Source organism: Intestinimonas sp. UBA1698 (assembly GCF_002320075.1).
GTDB lineage: Bacteria > Bacillota > Clostridia > Oscillospirales > Oscillospiraceae > Intestinimonas > Intestinimonas massiliensis.
Genome location: NZ_DCJO01000018.1, coordinates 1 through 22,849, shown reverse-complemented (window position 1 = coordinate 22,849; position 22,849 = coordinate 1). Strand labels below are relative to the sequence as shown.

The following is a 22,849-nucleotide window of genomic DNA, read 5'->3' as shown; positions in this document are numbered from 1 at the left end:
CCACGCACCCCGCGAGGGGTGCGACCTTCTTCTTCCGGCTCGCCGCCAGCTCGCCCCGATTTCAACCCACGCACCCCGCGAGGGGTGCGACACCTCATCCCCGCACCGCCTGCCGCAGTCATTGAATTTCAATCCACGCACCCCGCGAGGGGTGCGACTCCGAAGGTTTCCCTGCCTTCTTCACACTGAGCATTTCAATCCACCCACCCCGCGAGGGGTGCGACCTGGCTGGCCTGATAATAACGGAATTGGAGAGTATTTCAATCCACGCACCCCGCGAGGGGTGCGACAGCGGACAGGGCTGCCGTTCCTTTGAATCCTTTGATTTCAATCCACGCACCCCGCGAGGGGTGCGACGACCACGGGTCGCCCGGTGGGGCACCTCAAGGCGATTTCAATCCACGCACCCCGCGAGGGGTGCGACAATTACTCCCACGCTTTCGAAAATTCTGCATCTATTTCAGTCCACGCACCCCGCGAGGGGTGCGACTTGCGGACTTGGATGGTGTCACCGAGATTGCGGGAATTTCAATCCACGCACCCCGCGAGGGGTGCGACGGCCCGCGGCGTAATTTGCTTGCAGACATGATCATTTCAATCCACGCACCCCGCGAGGGGTGCGACTCTGACATGCTCAAGCCCGAAATCGCATTAGCCTGATTTCAATCCACGCACCCCGCGAGGGGTGCGACGGGGACCGCTCAAGGACATATACGCAGAACTGGCAATTTCAATCCACGCACCCCGCGAGGGGTGCGACAGCAAAACTGCATAAAAACTTCTTAAAATTTTTTATAAATTTCCTAAAAGAAGAAAAATACCGAGGGTCAAACTCCATAAGAACCCATGCAAATAGGATTGGATGACACGAGAAATGGCACCGGTCTGGTGCGAACTATGCCGTTTTTTTCAACCCACCGGCCCCTCGCACCGGATCAGATCATCAGGACGCCTTCGGGTTCGTAGCTCTGCTTGGCGCCGAAGTGCTCGATCCTGGTTTGATACTTGTTGCCCAGATAATAAAAGCGCAGACTGCCCTTTTCAGAGTCCATAAGTGCCAGCAGCTTGGCCTGTAGCAGCCGGCACTGGGCCCCATCCAGGAGGCATTCAAAGACCGAGTTTTGCACCCTTTGGCCGTAGTTGACGCACTGCCTGGCGATCTGCCGCAGCCGCCTGCGCCCGGCGGCATCCCCGGTGTTGACGTCATAGGTGATGACTACCAGCAAAAGGACCGCCTCACTTCCACAGAAACGGCGGATAGCCGTCCAGATCCCCCCGCAAGTAGCGGGCCAGCAGCAGTGCCTGAATGTAGGGCACCAGGCCCCAAGGCAGCTTTTCCTTTAGATAGGGATGGGTGATGGACTCCTGTTTCTTGGCCTGCCACGCCTGCAAAAAGGCCCGGCGGGCCTCGTCGCGTATGAATACAGCGCCGCTCTCCAGAAATTCAAAATCAGTGGAGGCGATCATTCGATTGTTGAAGAGCGTCAGGACAAAACGATCCGCCATGCAGGGACGTAGCTCCTCCATCAGATCCAGCGCCAGTGAGACCCGACCAGGCCGGTCCCGGTGGAGAAACCCCACATAGGAGTCCAGACCCGCCGCCTCCAGGGCGGCGGCGCAGTCATTGGCCAGCAGGGAATAGGCGAAGGAGAGCAGAGCATTGAATGGGTCCAGAGGTGGACGGCGGCTGCGTCCGTGGAAGAAGAAGGCATCTTTCCCGTTCAGGATCATATCGTCCAGAACGCCGAAATAGAGGGCGGCAGCCGCGCCCTCCAGACCCCGCAGAGAGCCCGGATCGGTCTCAGCCGCCAGGCGGGGGAGGGTTTCCCGGAGCTGGAGGGAGGCCTCCTTCAGCCGGGGCGCGTCCACCCGCAGAGCGTGATCCCGGAGGGTGCGCTCGATGCTCCAGCGGGCGTTATAGACCATGCCGAAGAGGAAATTCCGGGCTACCTGCCCGCTTTGCGCGGGGTCGTCTGCAAAGCGGTACTGGGTCCGGCGCAGCAGGACGCTGCCGTGGCTGGGGCCCACGGCCCGGGCCAGAAAGCGGCCCCTGGGGGTGCAGAATGCCAGGTTGACCCCACGCTGGGCACAGGCACCCATCAGGGCGGGGGAGGCGCCGGCGTAGGAGAAGGAGAGAATGCCGCTGAGGGTATGGAGGGGAAAGCGTCCGGCGGCCTGCTTTTCCCGGTAGACCACCACGGTCTCTCCCTCCAGCGCCAGGTAGGCGTCCTGGCTGGTGACAAACAGGGTGTTGAGCAGATGTTTCATGGGCGCACCTCCAGGCTCTCGCGCAGATAGTCGGACACCGACCGGGCGGACAGAAGCCTTGGCAAGCACAAATCCTTTAGGGAGCAGGCGCTGCAGGCCCGGGCGGGCTTGACCTTCGGCGTGTGCCCCCGGCGGAACAGATCGTGCATTTCGGTGAGGCAGGCGCGCACCTCGGCCCGGAGCGGCTCGGAAAAGGAGACCGGCACCCGGCGGCGGGTCTCGCCGTAATAGAGCGCGCCGTCGGGAACGGCGGTGCAGAGCATTTCCTCCAGGCACATGGCCTGGGCGCAGAGCTGCAGTTCATCCGCATCGTGGGGCTTGGGAGCTCCCCGCTTGTACTCCACCGGGAAGGGCCGCCACCGGCCGGCCCGACCCGAAAGGGGGACGCCCTCCGGGTCCGGATGGAACTCCACCACATCACAGGCTCCGGAAATGCCCAGACGGGCGGAAAAGACGGACATGCCACGGGTGATGACAGCACCGCCCCGGACCTCCTTCCGGTCCCGGTCGTGGGCGCGCTGGTGCATCAGCGTGCCGTCCACCGTGCGCTCGTTTTCCGCCCACTGCTGCTCGATGTGGATCAGGGCCCACTGGCGGCGGCAGAACCGGAAGTGCTGTAGGCCGGAGAGGAGGAGCCACTGCTCCTCGGGATAGTCGGTCACCCCATCCGGGTGCAGGTGACGCCGGCGGGAATGGCGCCTTCCTCCACGGTGATCTGGTAGTCGGCAAAGGAGCGGGCGGGGCCGGGGGCGCTGGAGGCGGCCCGGGTTACCTGGACGGCGTCGAAGAGCTTATAGGCGGGGGCGTTGCCCAGCTCGGAGTCGTGCCGGAAGACGATGAGTTCCCGGACGGCCATCTTGCCCCGGGCGGCGGAGTGATCATGCTCAAACAGGTTCAAAATGGCCTGCCACAGCAGATCCAGATCCTCCTGGCTGAAGCCGGTGGTTTTCCGGGCCAGATTGGCGGAGACATAGCCCTCGGCCCGGTAAAGGCCGTAGGGGATGATGTACTTGCGGCCCATCTCGGTGCTCTTCTCCTCCGCGTCGGCCTCGGTGGCGATGGCCACCCGGGTAATGGTGATCTCCTGGGGCACCACGGGCTCTACACTGCGGGCAAACCCGAGCTGAACAGGACCCCGGACCTGACCACAGTTGAGCGCGGCCTTGACAAAGGTGGTCATCACCGCCCCAAAGGTACGGATGTCGTAAAAGTTTTCGCACATCCAGTCCCGAAGCTTGCGGTCCAGGTCCGGGTCCTTCTTTTTGGCGTTCTTAATGGTCTTTTCATCCACCTGATATGCGGTATAGGCCTCCCCATCGCTGCGGTTGAGGGGTACGCCGTCCTTGATGTAGATGCGGTAGCCGGGGGCATTGTCCTTTACAGTCTCCACATAGTTGCGGATTTTCCGCTTGAGGCACACGGCGGTGACCAGGCCCAGGCCGGTTTCGGGGTCGATGCGGGGCATGTTGCCGGCGTCGGGATCGCCATTGGGGTTGCCGTTCTCCACGTCGAAAAGGATGACGAATTCATAGCGGTTTTGAATGGCGCTCATCTCAATTTTCCTCCTTATTTACTGTATCGCTTTTGTGTCTGGTGATAGTAGCCCAGGTCGAAGGACGCCTGCTCCGGAAGGGACAGCCGTCCGGGCAGCGTCTCGCCCAGCAGCTCCTTGATCTGGCCGAGCTGACGGTCATAATGGATGCGCAGGCCGGTATCCAGCTTTTTTAAATGCTTTTGGGCCAGGTTGTTGAGGATGGGAAAAATGGTGGCGGGGGTGGCCGATGCGGAGTTAAAATACTTGTCCTTGATGGTGGTGTTGATGCCGGGGTTGGCCGCCTGCTGGATGGCCTCCAGCACGGAGAACAGACGGCCCAGGTTATAGGGGACAATGGAGCTGGTTTCGTTCAGGCTCACGGTCAATACCTCCTTCGGACACTCAGTGTGCGGATTTTTCAGGTAATAGGCTTTCAGAATGGCGGCCCGTCCACGGGTGATTTTGCGGTCGGCGCGGATACGGAGCATCACGCCGTTGAGCAGCGCCGCGGGATAGTCGGTGTTGGACAGAATGGCCCGGGCGGTCGCGCCGGCCAGGACGGGAGAAGGGGACTTGTCCCTGACGGTTTGAGGAACGGTCTCCTGGAGAAGAGCCCACAGCGAGATGGTCTCGTAGGGGTCGTTGGCAGGACGGACGATCTCCATGCGGGCATGGTGGGCGTTGACATGGGACAGAAAGCCGCCGAAGCAGTCGCGCAGGAAGAACCGCACCGACAGGCGGGCGGCGTTGGGGGACAGACCCAGAATATAGAAGGGGCGGGCGGGGTCCAGGGGCACCTCGGCGCAGCGCTCCATGCGGGATAGTTTTTTCAGAGCGGCCCGCAGCGTGGCTTCCTCCAGCCCGGCGGGGGGCGGGCCGCCGAAGAGGGCGGCGGCGGAGAAGGCTTGGTAGGCCGGATCGGCCCCCGCCGCCCAGAAGACCACCGTGGTGTCCCCGAGGCGCTGCACATGCGCCCGGTCGGAAAGCAGGTGGTTCAGAGCGGCGGAGTAGGCGAAGGCGGCGTACTTGCCGGTGGGGGCGTTCAGGCTCTGCTCCCTGCCGTAGGAGCAGAAGGCGGGGGCGTTGAACGACACCAGGGACGCGCCGCTGGACTGGGCGCCCCGCACCCCCTTGACGGCGGGATGGAGCCTGGCGACAGGCCCCATCTGTCCGGTGACGAGACACTGCATGTCGGGGCCGTCGCCACCGCTGTCATAGTGGTTCTGCCAGGCTGCGCGGATGGCGGCGTCCTCCTGGGCGAAACGGCCCTCCACACGGAAGACCAGATTGGCGCCCTTTCGCACCTCCTCCAGACAGTCGGACAGAGCGGGGTGCTCTGCCGCCCGCGCCGGCTGCCACTGTGAAAAATAGGCGAGGATAGCCCTTGATATGGGAGAGTCCACGCCGTCCAGGATCTGCTCATGCAGCCTGCGGCAGGCGTCAAAGCACTGCCGGCTGCGCTCTGGCTTTCCCTTGGCGTCGATGCCGAGCAGATAACCGGAATGGTCCCACAGGAAATTTGAATCAATGTTGACCGACCGTGCCACCGGAGTGGGAAGCTCCATGCTCTGTGCGGTGCTCCCCCCGTTTTTCTGCCTCTCCAGAAGGGGAATGACCTGGATCAGACGGCCGCCGGCGTCCAGGCACAGGGCCCAGCTCACCTGGACGGGGCTCCAGCCCGGCCGGGCAATTTTGCCCTGAGCCGCCAGGTCCTCATAGAGCTTTACCAGCGCCTGCAGGATCATCGGACCACCCCCTCGCCGCCCAGGGGAGGGACAACCAGCACGCCGTCTTGCAGGACGGCTCGGAAGAACATGGGGCGGATGTCCTGGGGGTCGGAGTAGTCCATGTCCAGCAGCATCCAGCCCAGGTCGCGCTCTCCCAACAGTTCCTCGGGGCAGGGCGGAACATCCTGGCAGGGCGCGAACTGGGCGGGGAACTCCCGCACGCCGAAGCAGGGCTGGTGGTAGTGCTGACCCCGGCTGAGGCGGCGCTTCACGATGTCCTGGAACTTGCCGGGGTTGTCGCCGGGGGCGGCCTGCTGGGGCACCAGGTCAAAATGGGCGTCCAGGACCCCATACCGGTCCAGGGCAGGGCCGGACAGGTCCAGCAGGGACAAAAAGTAGCGGCGGACCGTCTCCGGCCGGGCGGGGTCGGCCCCGTCGGACAGGGCCTCCCGGGTGGCGCCGATGCTGCGGCGGAAGAGGGGCGGCGGGGCGTCCTCCCCCTGAAAGACGGTGACGGTGCTCTCCTGCGGCGGGCGGCGGCCCTCCCGGTTGCACCGGCCGGCGGCCTGCAGGATGGAATCCAGCCCCGCCTCCTCCCGCCAGACCGCCGGAAAGTCCACGTCCACCCCGGCTTCGATCAGACTGGTGGAGACCACCCGGCAGGGCAGGCCGTTTTTTAAGCGGCGGCGGACCTGGTCCAGTACGGCCCGGCGATGGACGGGGAACATGAGCGTGGACAGGTGGAAGCGGTGCTCCGGCGGCAGGAGCCGGTAGAGTGCCCCGGCGCTCTTGCGGCTGTTGACGATGCACAGCGCCTGGGGCTGGGCGGCCAGCCGCTCCGCCAGCGCCTCCCGGCTCAGCCGCCCTGCACGGGCAAAGGTCACGCGGCGGAAGTGCTCGTAGAGATCGGAGGTGCCGGGGCAGAGCTCCTGTATGGGCAGGGCGGGGGCAAACGCCCGGAACTGCGCCTCCAGGGCGGGCTGGGTGGCGGTACACAGCACCGCCGTGGAGCGGAAGTGAGACACGAGCTGAGCGATGGCCGCCACGCAGGGCCGCAGGTGTTCCAGGGGGAGCATCTGCGCCTCGTCAAAGATGAGCACGCTATTGGAACAATTGTGGAGCTTGCGGCATTGGGAGGGGCGGCTGGCGTACAGGGACTCGAAGAACTGTACCGCCGTGGTCACCACCACCGGCGCGTCGAAATTCTCCGCCGCCAGGGTCTGCCGGTACCGGGCAGGGGCGGTCTCGTCCTCCGGGTCCCAATTTACGCCGGAATGGTGTTCCACTACGTTGCCCTCCCCCAGAATGTCCCGAAAGACGGCCGCGTTCTGTTCGATAATGGAGGTATAGGGAATGATGTAGATCACCCGGTCCAGCCCGTTGGCGATGGCGTGGCGGAGGGCGAAGGCCAGGGAGGCCACGGTCTTACCGCCTCCGGTGGGCACCGTGAGAGTGTACAGGCCCCGGGGGCGGTCTCCGCCGTCCAGGCAGGCGCGCAGGATTTGGCATCGGCGGCGGTTCAGGTCAGTTTTGGGCGGCCACCAACCGGAGATATGCCCTTCCAGGAGCTCCAGCAGCACGGGCAGGGGGTCGTGCCCGCCCCGGGGCGGCGGCGCGGCGCGCAGGAACGCCTCCGTATCCAGGTAATCGCCGTCCACCAGGCAGGAGTAGAGCATCCGGACGAAAAAAGAGTCGGTCAACGGGTCCCGGCCCCAAAGGGCCGGCGGCGTGGAAGGCGGCAGGCCCCCGGGCCAGGCGGAGTAGTCGGGAATGCCGCCGGACAGGCCCCTTTTCAGGCGGCCCATCAGGGTGGAGCAGCCGGCATCATCCAGGATTGAGCCCCCGTCCGGCAGGCCGCCGTGATGACCGGCCACGCAGAAGGCGGCCCACTCCGCCCCCAGGCGGGCGCATTCCACCGCACCGGCGGTGGCATGATCCACCTTTCTGCCATTCTCCAGCAGGTGGCGCTGAAAGGCGTCGGAATATTTTCCAATGTCGTGGGCCAGCCCCACGAAACGGCCCTGCGCCCCGGCGCCGAAGGGCGCGGCAAAGCCGGCGACCAGAGCGGCCGTTCCCTCCAGGTGGGCTTCCACGGACTGCTCGGAGCCGTCCTCAGAGACGTGGGCAAGACAGCGGCGCATAAGGTCTCGGCTTTGTAAACGAGACTTTACGCAATCCCTACAGTGGCGTGGTGGATGGGCGCGGGAAAAAACTCTATACTAAACGACAGTTTTCTCAAGGAGGTAGAGATTTTGAACGTCATTGGACGGCGCCTGTTATCGGGCGCACTGACCTGCGCCCTGCTGCTGGGACAGGTCCCCGGCGCGTCTGCGGCGGGCGCGCAGAGCACACAGGACACCCAGACCCCGGGGTTGGGCACGGTATCCATGGAGTGGAGCCGGGACATTTACAACGGCGTCACCCTGGACCATGTGGCCAGTGAAAACGAACATGGGCTGCAAAAAAGCTACACCGTTACGTACGATCCCCAGACCACGCAGATCCGGCCGGTCCTCAACTACGGCCCCTACGTCATGGGCGGGGACATCATGTCCGACATGGTGGCCCAGGTGGAGGCCGATGGCTCCAAGGTGGTCTTTGCCATCAACGGCGACGCCTATGATACCAGCAACGGCGTCTCCAACGGCCTGATGATCAAAAACGGCGTCCTTATTTCCACGTCGTACAACAACAGCGCCGAGGCCGTGGGCTTCAAGGCCGACGGTACGGTCATCTACGGCCACACCAGCCTGAACATCACCGCCACGCCGGAGGGCGGCTCCCCCATCACGGTGTTCCATGTGAACAAAGAGCGCAAGCTGGATACCGAGAACGTATACCTGCTCACCGAGCAGTTTGCCAAGACCACCAGCTCCACCCAGCCCGGCGTGGAGGTGGTGCTCAACGTCACCACCCCAGGCTATCAGGGCCTGGTCATCGGCGGGCAGATCACCGCCTCGGTGGCCAGCGTCAATCAGGTGGAGGCCAACGTGGACAAGAACACCACCCCCATCGGGAAGGGGCAGATCGTCCTCAGCGCCAACACCGGCAGCAGCCGCTACGCCGCACTAAGCGCCCTGACGGTCGGCCAGAGGGTAACGGTGGACGTGCAGAACAACAACAGCGACGTGGACTGGAGCCAGGCGGCTCAGGCGCTGGGCATTTTCCATGTGCTGATGCTGAACGGTGTGGTCAACGAGGGCGCCTACTCGGGAGACGCCGACATCTACGCTCTGGCTGCCAATCCCCGCACCGTGCTGGGCGTCAAAGCCGACGGAAGCGTGGTGTTGTTCCAGTGTGACGGCCGTCAGGCGGGCTGGGCGCTGGGCATCAGCTTCCGGAACATTGTGGACTACCTGAGGGACCAGGGCTGCGTCACCATCTTCAACTTTGACGGCGGCGGCAGCTCTACCATCACGGCCACGCTGCCCGGCGACAAGAGCTCCACCATCCTCAACCGCCCCTCTGACGGCAGCGAGCGGGCCAACTGCAACGCCCTGCTCTTCGTGGCCACCAGCCAGCCGGACGAGAGCAGGGAGCTCCTCCACGTCTACCCTGATATCGACGAAGGGTACGGCAACAAGGTCATGGTGCTGGAAAACGGCAAGCTGGGCCTGAGGGTGGGGGCCACCGACGGCAATTACCACTATCAGGACCTGGGGAGCACCGGCCTGAAATACACCGCCGAGGGCGGCATCGGCTCCGTCTCCAAAGCTGGCGTGCTGACGGCGGCGACCGGCACCCATGAGGGCAGGATCACCGTCTCCACCCAGGACGGCTCCGCCAGCGGTGCGATCTCCGTCCGGGTGGTGGACTCCATCACCAAGCTCACCGCCGACCGCTCCATCCTGTCGGTGGCCCCCGGCGCCACCACCCAGATGCGCTTTACCGCCGAGTACAACGGCAGCCCGGTGGTGCTCACCAGCGAAGCTCTGACCTTCCAGCTCTCCGACCCCTCACTGGGCTCCATGGCCGCCGACGGCACCTTTACCGCCGCCGACACCCAGGGTACCGGCGAACTGAAGATCTCCTACAAGGACTACACCCTCACCCTGCCGGTGGAGATCGGCAAGCTGCCGGTGCTCCTCAATGACTTTGAAGAGGACTTCGGCGACGCGGGCTGGAAGTGGCGCTACTTCAACGGCGCCGACGGCGGCCTGGGGGACCGGGGCGGCGACGCCAGGATGTCCATCAATTACGACGAGCGGTACGTCAAAAGCGGCGACGGTTCCCTGCGGGTGGACTACGACTTTGCCACCAAGCCCCTCACCGGCACCGTCACCTGCGAGACCGGCCCCGTTGGGGAGCTGTACCTGGAGGGTCAGCCCAAGGCCATCGGCTGCTGGATCTACGGCGACGGCAACGGCGCCTGGGTGCGCATCCAACTGGCCCCCTCTGCCTATGCCGGCGACGTGTATGTGGACTGGGTGGGCTGGAAGTATGTGGAAAACGCCATTCCGACCACGGCACACTTCCCCTACCGGCTGGTGTGGGGTGTACGGGTGCTGGGTACCCCCAATATCGCCAACGGCAAGAAGGGCACCATCTATGTGGACGGCCTGCGGGCGGTCTATGACTTCAAAAATGACGACACGCTGGCCCCTGAGCTGGTCCCAGGTACCGGCGTGACCCCCGCCGACGGCGCGGTGGACGTGGCCAATGAGCCGGACATCTCCCTCACGGTCCGGGACCCCCAGACGGAGGGTCAGCCCTACACCGGTATCCATACCGGGCGGACCAAGCTGTGGATCAACGGTAAGGTTATGGATCACGCCGCCATCCAGCAGGAGGTGGCGGCCGACGGCTCGGTGAAGATCACCTTCCATCCCGGCGCCCTCACCGCCCTGCGACCCGGCCTCAACAGGATCAAGTACCGGGTGGAGGACAATGCGGGAAACAAATTCTTCCAGGAGTGGTCCTTCACCGTGGCAGGCTACGCCGTCAATCTAGAGGAGACCTGTCCCGCCGACGAGAAGGCTGCTGCGGGCAGCACCTTCCACTACATCGTCAACGCCACGGACTACAAGAACTTCGAGGAGTTCCAGTTTGAGCTGAGCTTCGATCCCAAGTATGTGACCCTGCTGGATGCCGGCTACGACGACCGGCTGACCGCCTCGGTCAGCGAGGTGGATGGGGAGAGCGGTTCGGTCAAATACACCCTCACCGGCATGGCCGCCCTCCAGAAGGATGCCGGCCGGCCCCTGGTGGACCTGACCTTCCAGGTCGGCCGGACAGCCGGCGGCCAGACCGGCATCAAGGTCAACAAGGCGGTGGTCCGTCAAACGGGCGAGATCGACGGCGCCGACCTGGTGCTGGACGGCTACGACCGGGAGGTGGCCCTGAAGTACACCCTCTCCTGGACCGGCTCCACCGTGGGCGGCGAGACCGTCCTCAAGCTGGCCGACAGCGCCGGCGAGCCCGTGCCCGGTCTGGGCTTCCATGTGACCCAGAACGGTGAGGCCGTGGATTTTGACGCGGTGACCGGCGGCGACGGCACGGTGTCCACCGACTTTTTCGGCGCTTATCCCGCGGGCACGGAGTTTCAGGTGTGGGTGGAGGACGCCGCCGGCGCCCTCAGCAACACCCAGAAGATCACCGTCTATGACAGCCTGGGCACCGCCGATCCCGCAAAGGTGACCATTACCACCGGCGAGGACCCGGCCACCGCCGTGGGTGTGAGCTGGGAGACCAGCCTGAGCGTGGACGCGGGTGAGCTGATCCTCGGGACCACCGCCGACCTGACCGGAGACGACACCCGGACCCTGTCCGCCGCCGGGCGCACCATCGACACCAAAATGAACGGCTTTGTGCGCAACTACCAGTCCTGGGGCGTCCGAGCCACCGGGCTGAAGAGCGACACCACCTACTACTATCAGGTGGGCTGCGAGGGGCACTACAGCCCCATCCAGTCCTTCACCACCGCCCCCGCCGAAGGGGACCTGACCCTGGCCTTTTACGGCGACATCCAGGGGGCGTATAATCAGTTCCCCGAAGCCATCAAAGCCCTGGAGGGCCGGTATCCCGACATTGACCTGAACCTCCAGGCCGGGGACGTATCCGACGACGGACAGGCCTACAGCGACTGGACCAACGCCTACAGCGGCTTCGGCAGCTACCTCTCCAGCCGCATCTGGGCCCCCACCATCGGCAACCACGACTCCAGCAGCGATGCCCAGGCCTTTACCTCGTACTTCTACGGCCCGGACAACGGCACCTACGATACCCCCCGCAACTACTGGTTCCGGGTGGGCGACATCCTCTTCTATAACCTGGATACCGAGGCCACCTACACCTATGACCCCGGCTTTGCCGAACAGCTTGCCCGCATGCGGGAGGTCTTTGACGGCTCCGACGCGGGGTATAAGGTGGTGCTGATGCACCGCTCGGCCTACCCCATGAGCTACGACGAGGCCGACGTCCGGGCCCTGCACGCCGACTTTGAGGAGATGGGGGTCAGCCTGGTCCTCTCGGGCCACGACCACATCTATAACCGCACCGAGATGTACGGAGGTGAAAAGGCCCCCGGCTCCGGTATCGCCTATGTGGTGGGCGGCTGCTCTTCCGGCTCCAAGTACTACGACGCCGACAGCAACGGCCGCCCCTGGCAGGACGTGGTCTACGACGAGAATAACCCGGTGTTCTCCGTGCTCAAGCTGCGCGATGGCGTCCTGAACTTCGAGGCCTACGCCCTGAAAGACGGCGAGAGCGTTCTGGTGGACCAGTTCACCGTCCTGAAGCGCGGGGACGACGCCGCCATGCTGGCGGCCGCCCAGTCCATTGTGGAAGGTACGGAGAGCCTGGGCACTCTGCCCCAGGCCGAGGCTGCCGACGCCGAAGCGGCCGCTCAGGCCCTGAGGAACGCCGTCCGGACCCTGCCCGGCTTCGGGGTCACCGGCGCGGAGGTCCAGGTGGAGATCGCGGACTTCGTGGAGGCATCGGCCGGCGGGGTGGAGAACTACGCCGGGACCGACGGGAGCTTCACCTATACCATCACCCTGACCCTGGGCGGCGGGACCGCCGTTCTGGAGCCAAAGACGGGGGTAATTACCGCCACGGCTTACGAGCCGGTGGAGCTGACCGGCAGCGTGGCCATCCTGGGGGAGGGCCGGTATGGTGAGACCCTGACCGCCGTCACCACCGGACTGCTGCCTGCCGACGCCAAGCTGACGTACCAGTGGACCCGCGACGGCGGAGAGGAGCCGGTAGGGGCGGAAGAGGGCTATACTCTGACCGCTGCGGACATCGGCAGCATTCTCACCCTGACCGTCACCGGCGTGAGGGGCTACGAAGGCAGCTTTACCGCCGACACCGCCGAGATCGGCAAGGCCCTCCAGGCCGCGCCGGAAGGGGTGCGCGGCATCGACGCCGACGAGGAGGGCGGCGCCGGAGCCCTCACAGGACTGGACGCCTCCATGGAGTACAAGGCCGCCGATGCCGACGAATGGACCGGCGCGGAGGGGGAGACCGCAGAGGGTCTGGCCCCTGGAAACTATCGGGTCCGGTACGCCGGGACCGATACCCAGGCGCCCAGCGTGGCTGTGGCGGTATCTATTCTGGACTTTGAGGCCCCTGAGCGAAATGAGACCCCAGAGGCGGAGTTTGACGCCTCCTCCATGACCCTCTCCAATTTGGCTGCCGGACAGGCCTACTCCCTGGACGGCGGCGCGACCTGGAATGACGCCGGGGGCGACGAGGTCCAACTGTGCGAAGAGGACGTGACCGTCGAACAGGGCATCCGGATTTATGTCCCCGGCGTGGAGGGGGAGAGCAGCGATTCGGACGAGCAGTTCATCTCCCTGGCCCGGGCGGAGGCCCCCACAGGCGTGGGACGTATCGGACAGACCGCCGCCGCCTCGGGCGCCCTCACCGGCGTGGACAGCTCCATGGAGTATAGGGCCCAGGACGATGCGGAATGGACTGCCGTGGATGGGGACGCTGATACGGTGGAGGTGGCGCCCGGCGTCTACCTGGTGCGGGTGGCCGGCTCCGGCACGGTCCTGGCCAGCCAGAGCATTCCCGTCGCGGTGGCCGCCTACGCGGCCCCCGGCGCCACCGGCATCACCCTGGACCAGACCAGCCTGCGCCTGTATCACAACGCCAGTCCCCGCACCGCCGTCCTGACCGCCTCCGTCCTGCCGGAGGGCGCGAAGCAGACCGTCACCTGGAGCTCCAGCGACGAGGGCGTGGCGACCGTGGAGGACGGACTGGTTCGGGCTGTGGCGGAGGGCACCGCCGTCATCACCGTGACCAGCGCCGACGGCGGTTTTACGGCCCAGTGCAGCGTCCGGGTCCGTACCCGTCACGCTTCCAGCAATGATTCGGGCTCCTCCGGCAGCGGCCCCGGTTCCGCAGGGGGCAGCGCTGCCACGCCGGAAGTGCCCGCCGAGCCCGCACAGCCCGTCGTGCCAGATGAGCCTGCCGCACCGGAGGCCACGGCCCCCACCTTTGCCGATGTGGAGGGCCACTGGGCGGCGGAGAGCATTGCCTATGTAGCAAGACAGGGGCTGATGAAAGGGACCTCCGAGACCGCCTTTGATCCGGACGGGACCATGAGCCGGGCCATGCTGTTGACCGTGCTGTACCGTATGGACGGCGGCAAGGACTCCGGCACCGGCGCGGCCTGGTATTCCGATGCGCTGAGCTGGGCTGTGGAGCGGGGTGTTTCCGATGGGAGCAACCCCGAGGGCAGCGTCACCCGGGAGCAGCTTGCCACCATCCTCTACCGCTATGCGGGCAGCCCCGCCTCCGGCGGCGGAACGGCTGCCTATGGCGACAGCGGGCAGGTCTCTGCCTGGGCGGCCGATGCCATGGCCTGGGCGGTGTCTGGCGGCCTGATCTCCGGCAAACCGGGGAGCCTGCTGGACCCCCAGGGCACCGCCACCCGCGCCGAGGTGGCCGCCATCCTGATGCGGTTTGTTGAGCAAAACGCATAACACAGGGCCCAATTCGATAAGAAAGGAGCGCCTCTCCGCGGAGAGGCGCTCCTTTCTTATCGGGAAAGGGGGTTTAGGTCGAGGGTTTGGTCTTATGCGGGCAGTTGCCGCCCGGTGTGGTCAATGGTGTAGGGCTGCGGAAGGATGATCTCTGAGATGGGGACGAAGGTGTAGCCATCCTGCAGCAGAGTTTCGATGATGCCGGGCAGGGCCTCGGGTGTGTGGAGGGCGGCGTTGTGGAAAAGAACGATGGAGCCGGGCTGGACCTTCCCGGTCACCCGTTTCGTGATCTCGGGGGCGGACAGATCCTTCCAGTCCAGGCTGTCCACGTCCCACTGGATGGGCTCCATGCCGATGGAACGGATGGCGGTAATAACGTTGTCGTCATATTCCCCATAGGGCGGGCGGATCAAGGTGGGGCGCACACCGGTGACTGCCTCAATCTTGTCGTTGCACGCCTCCACGTCGGCAATGATCTCATCCTTGGAGAGCTGCGACATATGGGCGTGGGTATTGGAGTGGTTCATGACCTCATGTCCGGCGTCGTGGAGGGCCTTGACGGATTCTGGATATTTGTCCACCCACTCCCCCACCACAAAAAAGGTGGCTTTAATCTTATACTTGCCCAGGATGTCGATGAGCATCTGGGTGTCCTCATTCCCCCAGGCGGCGTCAAAAGAGATGGAGAGGACCTTCTGGTCCCGCTGGACGCAGTAGATGGGAAGCTGGCGGGCGGCGGCGGCGGCTCCGACAATGGCGGGGTGATTGACCACATAGAACATGCCGGCGGCCAGCAGCAGACAGACCGCGGCCGTCAGTATCTTTCGTTTGAACAGAAACATCTTCATGGCGGGCATTCCTCCTTTTGATTCTCGGTCATATATATGACAAGAATCAGACCGCCATGTCCGGGAATGAGAAGCGCCCCGGGGCTACCGCATGTCCGAAGCCGGCGCAAGGACACGGGTCACCCGGTATTCCATGATCCGGCGCATCCGGGCCCGGCGGTTCATGAGCCAGGCCATAACGAAGGTGAGGAGCGCCAGCACACCCCCGGAAGTCAACCGGTCGGCAATACTGCCGGCCCCGCCGAGCAGGCAGCCCATGGCGAAGAAGACGGGGACCGCCAAATAGGCCAGGCGGGCCAGGGGCTCCTCCCGGGGGGAGGCAGAGGCAAGCTCCACCACGGCCCCGCGGCGGCTGCCGAAGGAGTCTTCAATGATACAGTGCCGCTTCCCCGGCGCGCCGTTTTCCCACAGGGCGCACTCCGCATAGCCCTTGGTGATGACACGGGTGATAGTGGCGGTAATGGGTTCACACATGGTTGGGCTCCTTTCTATGGACCGAAAAGGGGGGACCTTCCGGTCCCCCCTTTTTGTCATGTATTGGATCAAGGAATCAGGGAAACGCCGTTGGGCTCAGAGGAACATGGGGATAAAGTACAGACCGGCGCAGACAATCACCACCCAGAAGACGCAGATGAAGGCCATAAAGCCCCACACATCCTTCAGCTTCATGCCCACCACGGACAGAGCGGGGATGACGTACAGAGGTTGCAGCAGATTGGTGCACTCGTCGCCGTAGACGAAGGCGTTCAGGCAGTTGACCAGGTTGGCGTCGGGAATGGCCTTGGCCGCCGCGACAATCAGGGGACCCTGCACGGTAAACTGGCCGCCCTGAGAGGGGATGAACAGGTTCACGATGCAGGCGGACAGGAAGGAGAAAATGGGCAGGGTCTGGGCGTTGGCCACAGAGACCATGGCGTTGATGAGCACGGAGCCCAGGCCGCCGTCCAGGTACATCATGCCCATGATGGCGCCGTAGAAGGGGAACTGAAGCATAACGTCGGTGGCCAGGTGCATGCTGTTCTTGTGGGCCTCGATCCACTGGTGGGGCTCGGGGAACAGGAAGCAGTTGATGCCCACGAAAAGGAAGATCACCAGATTCATGTTCAGTGCGCCCAGCAGGCCCTTGGTGGCCACGGAGTAGACAATGTAGAAGAAGATGAAGGCTCCGGTGATCCACATGAAGGGCCTGAAGGTGTTCATGTGTTCGGCCGCATTCTCGGGCTTCTTGGTGCTCTTGTAGGACTCGGGCTCCACGTCAGCCTCGGTGGCGATGTTGCCCAGCTCCACCAGCTCATGCTCACCCGGACGGGTAAAAAGGACCAGCAGGATAAACACTACGGCCAGCACGACCCAGAGAATGATGTTCATGGGGTTGTAGCAGGTTTCGGCTACGCTCATAGACTGGCCCACAATTTCAGCATAGGAGCTGCCCTCGGTGGCCAGGTTGGAGTACAGAGTGGCGGAGGGCCCAAGGCACTGGCCCAGGATCATGCAGGAATAGCCGCCGGCCACCATCATGGGGAAGTGGAGGCCCTTGATGCGCTTGGCGAGGTGCATGGCCAGAATGGGAGTGACGATGGTGCAGAAGGCCCAGTTGAGCATGGAGGTCACATAGCCGAAGATCATCAGCACGATCAGGGCGGCGGTGCGGGTGTTCACCAGACTGGCAATTTTGTTGAGCAGCTTCGCGGCCTGGGGGCTGCGGGCGCAGGTGGAGGTGACAATGACCATCAGGCCCATCTGGAAGGCCAGGGTGAACTGGCTGCTCAGGCCGTTCCACCAGGCAATCAACAGATCCAGGGGGGACTTGCCGCAGAGCAGCAGGGACAGGACAAAGACGGCGAGCATCAGGATGACACAGAATACAAAGGAATCCGGAATGATTTTCTCGGCGGCAAAGTTGAACTTCTTGCTGATCCGCCAAAGTAGGGTGCCCTGGGAGGCGGAGCGGGACTTGGTCTGCTCGGACATGGGATCGCTTCCTTTCTCTCTCAACATTCTAAAATGATACGCGGATGTGATGCGCGGGAGTTACTTACCGTAGAGCATGTCCACCAGGTAGTCGTTCAGGGCTTCCTTGGACTGCTCAATCTGCTGGGGGGTCCACGTCTGGAAGCCCTCGCCGGTCTTGAAGCCCAGCTTCCCCTCATCCCGCAGCCGGGTCAGCAGGGGGGAGGGCTCGTGGGAGTCCTCCAGGTCCTTGAGGATGTAGTCGTGGATATTGTAGGTCAAATCAGTACCCACCATGTCGGCGTTCTCCATGGGGCCGAGCTGGGGCAGGCGCAGGCCAAAGGAGTAGCGCACGGCCTTGTCCACGGTGGCGGCGTCGGCGATGCCCCGCTCCACGATGGAGATGGCCTCCCGCCACAGGGCGTGCTGCATCCGGTTGGCGATGAAGCCGGGCACGTCCTTTTTGCACAGGACGGGCTCCTTGCCGGCGGAGGAGAGCACCTCCATTACGGTCTGGGCCGTCTCATCGGAGGAGGCGTCGGACTTGACCACCTCCACCAGGGGGATCAGATGGCCGGGGTTCCAGAAGTGGGTGCCCACGAAGCGCTCCCGGTGCCGGAGCTCGGCGGAGATCTCGCTGGGGCTCATGACGGAGGAGTTGGTGCAGAAGATGGTGTCGGGCCGGCAGCGGGCCTCCAGCTTGGCGAAGGTCTCGCGCTTGATCTTCATGTCCTCGAACACGGCCTCAATCACCAGGTCGGCGCGGGAGACCAGCTCGGAATCCAGGTCGGTGGTGAAGGAGATGCGGGACAGCCGGGCGTCCAGTTCCTCCTCCGTCAGCGCTCCCTTGGCGATGAGCTGCCTGGTGTTGGCCCGGATACCGCCGGGCACGTCGGTTTCATACAGGTCATAGACCCCCACCTGATAGGCGGGGTTGGACGCCATGACGAAGGCAATGTTTTTGCCCATCATGCCGGCGCCGCAGATCAGGATATACTTGATAGCATTCATTTGAGACCGTCTCCTTATTCAGCAGTATCCTCGTAGTCGTTGGCGTCGGACGGGCTTGCCTTGCCGCTCTCCCCCACCAGCACGCCTTCGGCGTGGCAGGCAGGGCACATGCCGAAGGTGGGCTCGGTGATGGTATCGGCGCCGGACTTGAATTTCTTTCCGCACTGGGGGCATTGGTAGAACAGCCAGTAGACGCCCCAGCTCATTTCTTCAGACCCAGAATCTCGCGGGCCTCGGCGGGGGTGGCCACCTCGTTGCCGTACTCCCGGATGACCCGGGCGGCGCGCTCCACAAACTGGGCGTTGCAGGCCGCCAACTGGCCCTTGGCGTACATCACGTTGTCCTCCATGCCCACACGGATGTGGCCGCCCAGCGCCACAGCGCCGTAGAGCATCTCCATGGCGGAATGGCCCACGCCAAAGCAGCTCCAGGTGGAGCCCGGGCAGAGGGACTCCATGGTCTCCTTCATAAACACCAGGTTCTTTATGCTGCCGGGGATGCCGTTGGCGCAGCCCATGCAGAACTGGAAGTGAAGAGGGGCCTTCAGCACGCCCTTTTTCAGGTAGTAGGCCGCGTTGGCAATCATGCCGGGATCAAAGGCCTCGATCTCGGGCTTCACGCCCCACTCCTGCATGTGCTGGCCCAGCTCCTCCAGGAACTTGGGGTGATTGAGGAACAGGCTGGAGTGCAGCCAGTTCATAGAGCCGCAGTCGTAGGAGCCCATCTCGGGGCGCAGCTCTTCCAGATGGGCCTGACGGGTCTCGTCCGTGGCGTTCAGGTCGCCCGAGGTGGTCATATTGAGGATGATATCGCACTCGGGATGGTTTTTCCGCAGCAGCTCCACGGTCTGACGGAACTTGTTCTTGTCCATGGTGCCGTTGCCGGCATCGTCCCGCATGTGCAGGTGGGCCATGGCCGCGCCGGCCTTCCAGCAGGCGTACACGTCCTCGGCAATCTCGGCGGGCGTCATGGGGACGTTGGGATTATTCTCCTTCTTGGGCCAGGCGCCGGTGGTGGCCACAGTGATAATGGTCTTTTTCATTGCGATGAACCTCTGCTTTCTTTCTGGTTTCGGGCGGCTGCCCGCTCACAGCCTTTGTTTATGCAAGAGCCGTGCCAAAGTCCGGAGCAAAGAGCGGGAAAGCCTGCAATCCCTTCTGCCCCTAAGTAATTTTTTTGTTTGGATCACCCTGGGACTTTGGAAAGACAGCAAAACGAGTGGTGAAAATTTTCACCACTCGTTTTTAAAAACACAAGCAAAAAACCCGGCCTTTTTAATGAGTTTGCGACAAACCGATTCCCTTATATTTGGACAGGGTGCACAGGAAACAGCGGCAAAATCAAATGGTGAAAAAAATCACCTGGGTGGTGACAAAGTTCACCGATTATCTGGGTGCGCCTCCTCCATTTCGTACTGTCTGCGCTTTTTGACCAGGGTGGAGTGATCCACGCCCAGGGCCCGGGCGGCCCTGCGCAGGGAGCCCTCCCGCTCGATGGTGTGGAGGATGACCTCCCGCTCAAAGGCGGCTACCTGACGCTTGAGGGTGGCTCCCTCCTGCCCGTCCCCGCCGAAGCGGAGGCCGCCAGGGCTGAGAGCGGCGAACACGCTGTCCCGGTTGATGAGGGCCCCGGAGCTGGTGACCACGATGCGTTCCACCAGATTTTCCAGCTCCCGGATGTTGCCCGGCCAGGGATACTCCAGGAGCAGCTCCATGCCGCCGGGGCTAATATGGGCGTCTTTTCCGTATTTTTTGTCAAAGTTCCGGCAGAACTGGTCGGCCAGATAGACGATATCCTCCTTGCGCTCCCGCAGGGGCTTGAGGGCGATGGGGACCACGTTGAGCCGGTAGTAGAGGTCCTCCCGGAAGCCGCCCTGCCGCACCTGCTCCCGCAGGTCCTTGTTGGTGGAGGCGATGACCCGGATGTCCAGCTTGACCACCCGGCTGCCGCCGAGCCGGACGAGCTCGCGCTGCTGCAGGACCCGCAGCAGCTTGGCCTGTAGGGGGAGGGGCATGTCGCCGATCTCGTCCAAAAGGATGACCCCGGTGTTGGCCAGCTCGAACATGCCGGCCTTGCCTGCCCGCTTGGCTCCGGTGAAGGCCCCCTCCTCGTAACCGAAGAGCTCGGACTCCAGCAGCTCGGAGGGAATGGCGGCGCAGTTGACCTTGATAAAGGGCTTGCCCCGCCGGTCGCTCTGCTGGTACAGCTCGTTGGCCACCAGCTCCTTGCCGGTGCCCGACTCGCCGGTGATGAGCACCGTGACGTCGGTGGGGGCCACGGTCTGGATGAGGGACATCACCGACTGCATGGCCGCGCTGCGGTAGGAAAGCTGCTTGTCGCCCGCCTGCTGGCGGCGCAGATAGGCCAGCTCCTCGTGGGCCTTCCGGCTCTCCTCCGTAAGGGTGAGGAGCTGCTGCTCCAGCCGTTTGAGCTCGGGAAAGTCCCGGGTATTGGTCACCACCATTTTGATGGCGCCGTCGAAACCGAACACCGGGGTGCCGGTGACCAGAACCTCCTTGTTGAGCCCCAGGATGGTAGCCACCGAGTTGACCCGCTCCCGGCGCTCCAGCACCTGGGCCGTGACGGAGCCGCGGTAGAGCTTGCCCTCGGCCTCGATGTCGGAGACACGCCGGCCCAATACGTCCTCCGGACGGATGCCGGTAGTGCGGGTGTAGGCCGTGTTGATGAAAAGCACCTTGCCCTCCCCGTCGGTGATGTGGATGCCGTCGTAGAGGTTTTCACAGACCTCCCGGAAGTCCAGGCGGTCGGGGCACAGCTCCGCCACCAGCCGGAAGAGCTCGTCGGCCTCATGCTGTGCCATGCCGGAGGAGAGGAACGCCTCCATCTGCGTCTCCAGCCTGCGGCGCGCGGCGCGGTCGTCCATACTGGGACCTCCCTTTCCTGTTGCTGCTGCTATTATATAACACAACCGCGGGAATATCGACAGAAAGTTGCTCTGCCGCGCGCAAAGAAGAAAGGGGCACCGGACAGATGTCCGGCGCCCCGGGTGGAGTGCTCACTCATAGACGTTCTCTTTCCGGCGGTGGATGCTCAGCCGGGCCATCTTTTTATACAGGGCGCTGCGATGGATGCCCAGTTCCTCCGCCGCCTGCTGGCAGTTGCCGCCCGTCGCCCGCAGGGTGGACTTGATAATCTCCCGCTCGTAGTTGTCCATCAGCTCGGCCAGCTTTTTGGAGCCCTCCGCACCCGGTCCGGCTCCCTTCTGCAGATTGGCCAGACGGGCGGGCAGGTCGATCATGTCGATGGAGAAGCCGTCGCAGGTGGCGTAGGCCCCCTTGATGACGTTGTCCAGCTCCCGGATGTTGCCCGGCCACTGGTAGTTCATCAGGCAACGCTTCACCTCGCCGGAGAGGACGGTGGACTGGTGGTAGGTCTTGTTCAGCCGGGCCAGAAAGTAGTTGGCCAGCTCCAGGATGTCACCCCGCCGCTGGCGCAGGGGCACCATCTCAATGTTGATGACGTTCAGGCGGTAGTAGAGATCCTCCCGGAACTCGCCCCGCTGGATCATCTCGGTCAGGTTCTTCCGGGTGGCGGAGAGGATGCGCACGTCCACCGGCTCGGGTCCGGAGCCGCCCACCGGCTCCACCTCGCCCTCCTGAAGGACGCGCAGGATTTTGGCCTGCATGTGCAGGGGCATGTCGCCGATCTCGTCCAGAAAGAGAGTGCCGCCGTTGGCCATCTGAAACTTGCCCTTTTTACCGCCCTTTTTGGCCCCGGTAAAGGCCCCCTCGGCGTAGCCGAAGAGCTCCGACTCCAGCAGCTCGGAGGGGATGGCGGCACAGTTGATGCTGACCATGGGCTTGTCGGAACGGGGGCTGTTGTTGTGGATGGCCCGGGCAAAGACCTCCTTGCCGGTGCCCGTCTCACCCGTGAGCAGGACGGCAAAGTCGGTCTTGGCCGCCTTGAGCCCTGCCCGCTTGGTTTCCAGGAAGCGCTCGCCGCTGCCCACGATGTGCTCAAAGCTGTACTGGTTGCCGCTGTAGTTCTGGTACTCTTCCCGGTAAAATTCCAACTCGGCGTACTCGCTCATCAGCCGTTTGGCCGAGTCCAGGGTTTGGAGCCGGAACTTCACCTGGGCTACACCAGCCACGACCTGATCGGCGTCGTCAAAGACGCAGGAGCGGCTGACCAGCACGAAGTTGTCGTCGTTGGCCTTGGTGTCGCCCGGGACGTACTTGTGGAGGGCCAGCTCCTCGCTGTACCGCCTGCGGACGATGTCGATCATCTTGGAGTTCTTGATGACCTTAGTGATGGGATAGCCCACCACCTCGTCCCGGGTCCGGCCCAGGAAGTCGCAGTACTGCTCGTTGATGTCAGTGACCACGCCCTGGGGGTCCACCACGATGAAGCCGTCGTCGGTCAGGCGCAGGATCTCATCCAAAATGTACTTGTAGCGGGCGATATCAGGTTCCGGCATGGCGCTTCCTCCCGTCGTCGGAAAAGCCGGAAAGGGAAGCCCTGACCAATGTCAAGACTTCCCTGGTACCGGCGGTGATTGGTTACTTCATGACCTCGCGTGCGATGACCATCTTTTGGACCTCGGAGGTGCCCTCGTAG

At 63.8% G+C, this 22,849-nt stretch carries 15 protein-coding genes and 1 CRISPR repeat array; of the genes, 1 reads left to right on the top strand and 14 read right to left on the bottom strand.

The features are described 5' to 3' along the window. Nucleotides 1-58: 58 nt before the first annotated feature. A CRISPR array of direct repeats spans nt 59-760; the repeat unit is 33 nt; unit sequence ATTTCAATCCACGCACCCCGCGAGGGGTGCGAC. A 175-nt stretch (nt 761-935) separates the two neighbouring features. From cas2 to B3H64_RS03985, 6 genes are read right to left on the bottom strand one after another with little or no spacing between them, the layout of a single operon-like run. Further along, nucleotides 936-1,226, bottom strand: a complete 291-nt coding sequence (cas2, locus tag B3H64_RS04010; protein WP_050617237.1) for a CRISPR-associated endonuclease Cas2 — start codon at nt 1,224-1,226, stop codon at nt 936-938. 10 nt (nt 1,227-1,236) lie between these two features. Then, nucleotides 1,237-2,268, bottom strand: coding sequence for a type I-C CRISPR-associated endonuclease Cas1c (gene cas1c / locus B3H64_RS04005; protein ID WP_050617236.1), 1,032 nt, complete (start codon nt 2,266-2,268; stop codon nt 1,237-1,239). Further along, nucleotides 2,265-2,930, bottom strand: coding sequence for a CRISPR-associated protein Cas4 (cas4, locus tag B3H64_RS04000; protein ID WP_050617235.1), 666 nt, complete (start codon nt 2,928-2,930; stop codon nt 2,265-2,267). The genes cas1c and cas4 overlap by 4 nt, the downstream gene beginning before the upstream one ends. Beyond that, the gene (cas7c, locus tag B3H64_RS03995; protein WP_286733167.1) at nt 2,927-3,820 is read right to left on the bottom strand and encodes a type I-C CRISPR-associated protein Cas7/Csd2; all 894 of its coding nucleotides are present in this window, start codon (nt 3,818-3,820) and stop codon (nt 2,927-2,929) included. Before cas7c ends, cas4 begins: the two co-directional genes overlap by 4 nt. A 14-nt stretch (nt 3,821-3,834) precedes the next feature. Then, nucleotides 3,835-5,547 (bottom strand): type I-C CRISPR-associated protein Cas8c/Csd1, encoded by a 1,713-nt coding sequence (gene cas8c, locus B3H64_RS03990; protein WP_286733164.1) that lies wholly within the window; start codon nt 5,545-5,547, stop codon nt 3,835-3,837. Further along, nucleotides 5,544-7,670 carry a CRISPR-associated endonuclease Cas3'' gene (locus B3H64_RS03985; RefSeq protein ID WP_286733162.1) on the bottom strand — a complete coding sequence of 709 codons (2,127 nt, stop codon included), beginning with the start codon at nt 7,668-7,670 and terminating at the stop codon, nt 5,544-5,546. The genes cas8c and B3H64_RS03985 overlap by 4 nt, the downstream gene beginning before the upstream one ends. Before the next feature lie 111 nt (nt 7,671-7,781). Between B3H64_RS03985 and B3H64_RS03980 the strand changes: the two genes are divergently transcribed. After that, complete coding sequence (locus B3H64_RS03980; protein WP_286733161.1) at nt 7,782-14,462, top strand: phosphodiester glycosidase family protein; 6,681 nt, start codon at nt 7,782-7,784, stop codon at nt 14,460-14,462. A 92-nt stretch (nt 14,463-14,554) separates the two neighbouring features. On the opposite strand, the gene B3H64_RS03975 is transcribed toward B3H64_RS03980, so the two are convergent. From B3H64_RS03975 to B3H64_RS03940, 8 genes are all read right to left on the bottom strand, one after another. Beyond that, a complete protein-coding gene (locus B3H64_RS03975) occupies nt 14,555-15,310 on the bottom strand; it encodes a polysaccharide deacetylase family protein (RefSeq protein ID WP_286733158.1) in 756 nt (251 codons plus the stop codon). 84 nt (nt 15,311-15,394) lie between these two features. Beyond that, the gene (locus B3H64_RS03970; RefSeq protein ID WP_286733156.1) at nt 15,395-15,784 is read right to left on the bottom strand and encodes a hypothetical protein; all 390 of its coding nucleotides are present in this window, start codon (nt 15,782-15,784) and stop codon (nt 15,395-15,397) included. A gap of 96 nt (nt 15,785-15,880) precedes the next feature. Further along, nucleotides 15,881-17,281 carry a short-chain fatty acid transporter gene (locus tag B3H64_RS03965; protein WP_050617228.1) on the bottom strand — a complete coding sequence of 467 codons (1,401 nt, stop codon included), beginning with the start codon at nt 17,279-17,281 and terminating at the stop codon, nt 15,881-15,883. A gap of 60 nt (nt 17,282-17,341) precedes the next feature. Beyond that, nucleotides 17,342-18,271 (bottom strand): 3-hydroxyacyl-CoA dehydrogenase family protein, encoded by a 930-nt coding sequence (locus B3H64_RS03960; RefSeq protein ID WP_050617227.1) that lies wholly within the window; start codon nt 18,269-18,271, stop codon nt 17,342-17,344. A gap of 14 nt (nt 18,272-18,285) precedes the next feature. Continuing rightward, entirely contained in the window at nt 18,286-18,477 is a 192-nt protein-coding gene (locus B3H64_RS03955) for a hypothetical protein (RefSeq protein WP_050617226.1), read from the bottom strand. Further along, nucleotides 18,474-19,313, bottom strand: coding sequence for a 3-keto-5-aminohexanoate cleavage protein (locus tag B3H64_RS03950; protein WP_050617225.1), 840 nt, complete (start codon nt 19,311-19,313; stop codon nt 18,474-18,476). The genes B3H64_RS03955 and B3H64_RS03950 overlap by 4 nt, the downstream gene beginning before the upstream one ends. Nucleotides 19,314-19,649: 336 nt before the next feature. Continuing rightward, nucleotides 19,650-21,155 carry a sigma-54 interaction domain-containing protein gene (locus B3H64_RS03945; RefSeq protein WP_242853667.1) on the bottom strand — a complete coding sequence of 502 codons (1,506 nt, stop codon included), beginning with the start codon at nt 21,153-21,155 and terminating at the stop codon, nt 19,650-19,652. Between the two features lie 132 nt (nt 21,156-21,287). Beyond that, nucleotides 21,288-22,709 (bottom strand): sigma-54 interaction domain-containing protein, encoded by a 1,422-nt coding sequence (locus tag B3H64_RS03940; RefSeq protein WP_050617224.1) that lies wholly within the window; start codon nt 22,707-22,709, stop codon nt 21,288-21,290. Between the last annotated feature and the right edge of the window lie 140 nt (nt 22,710-22,849).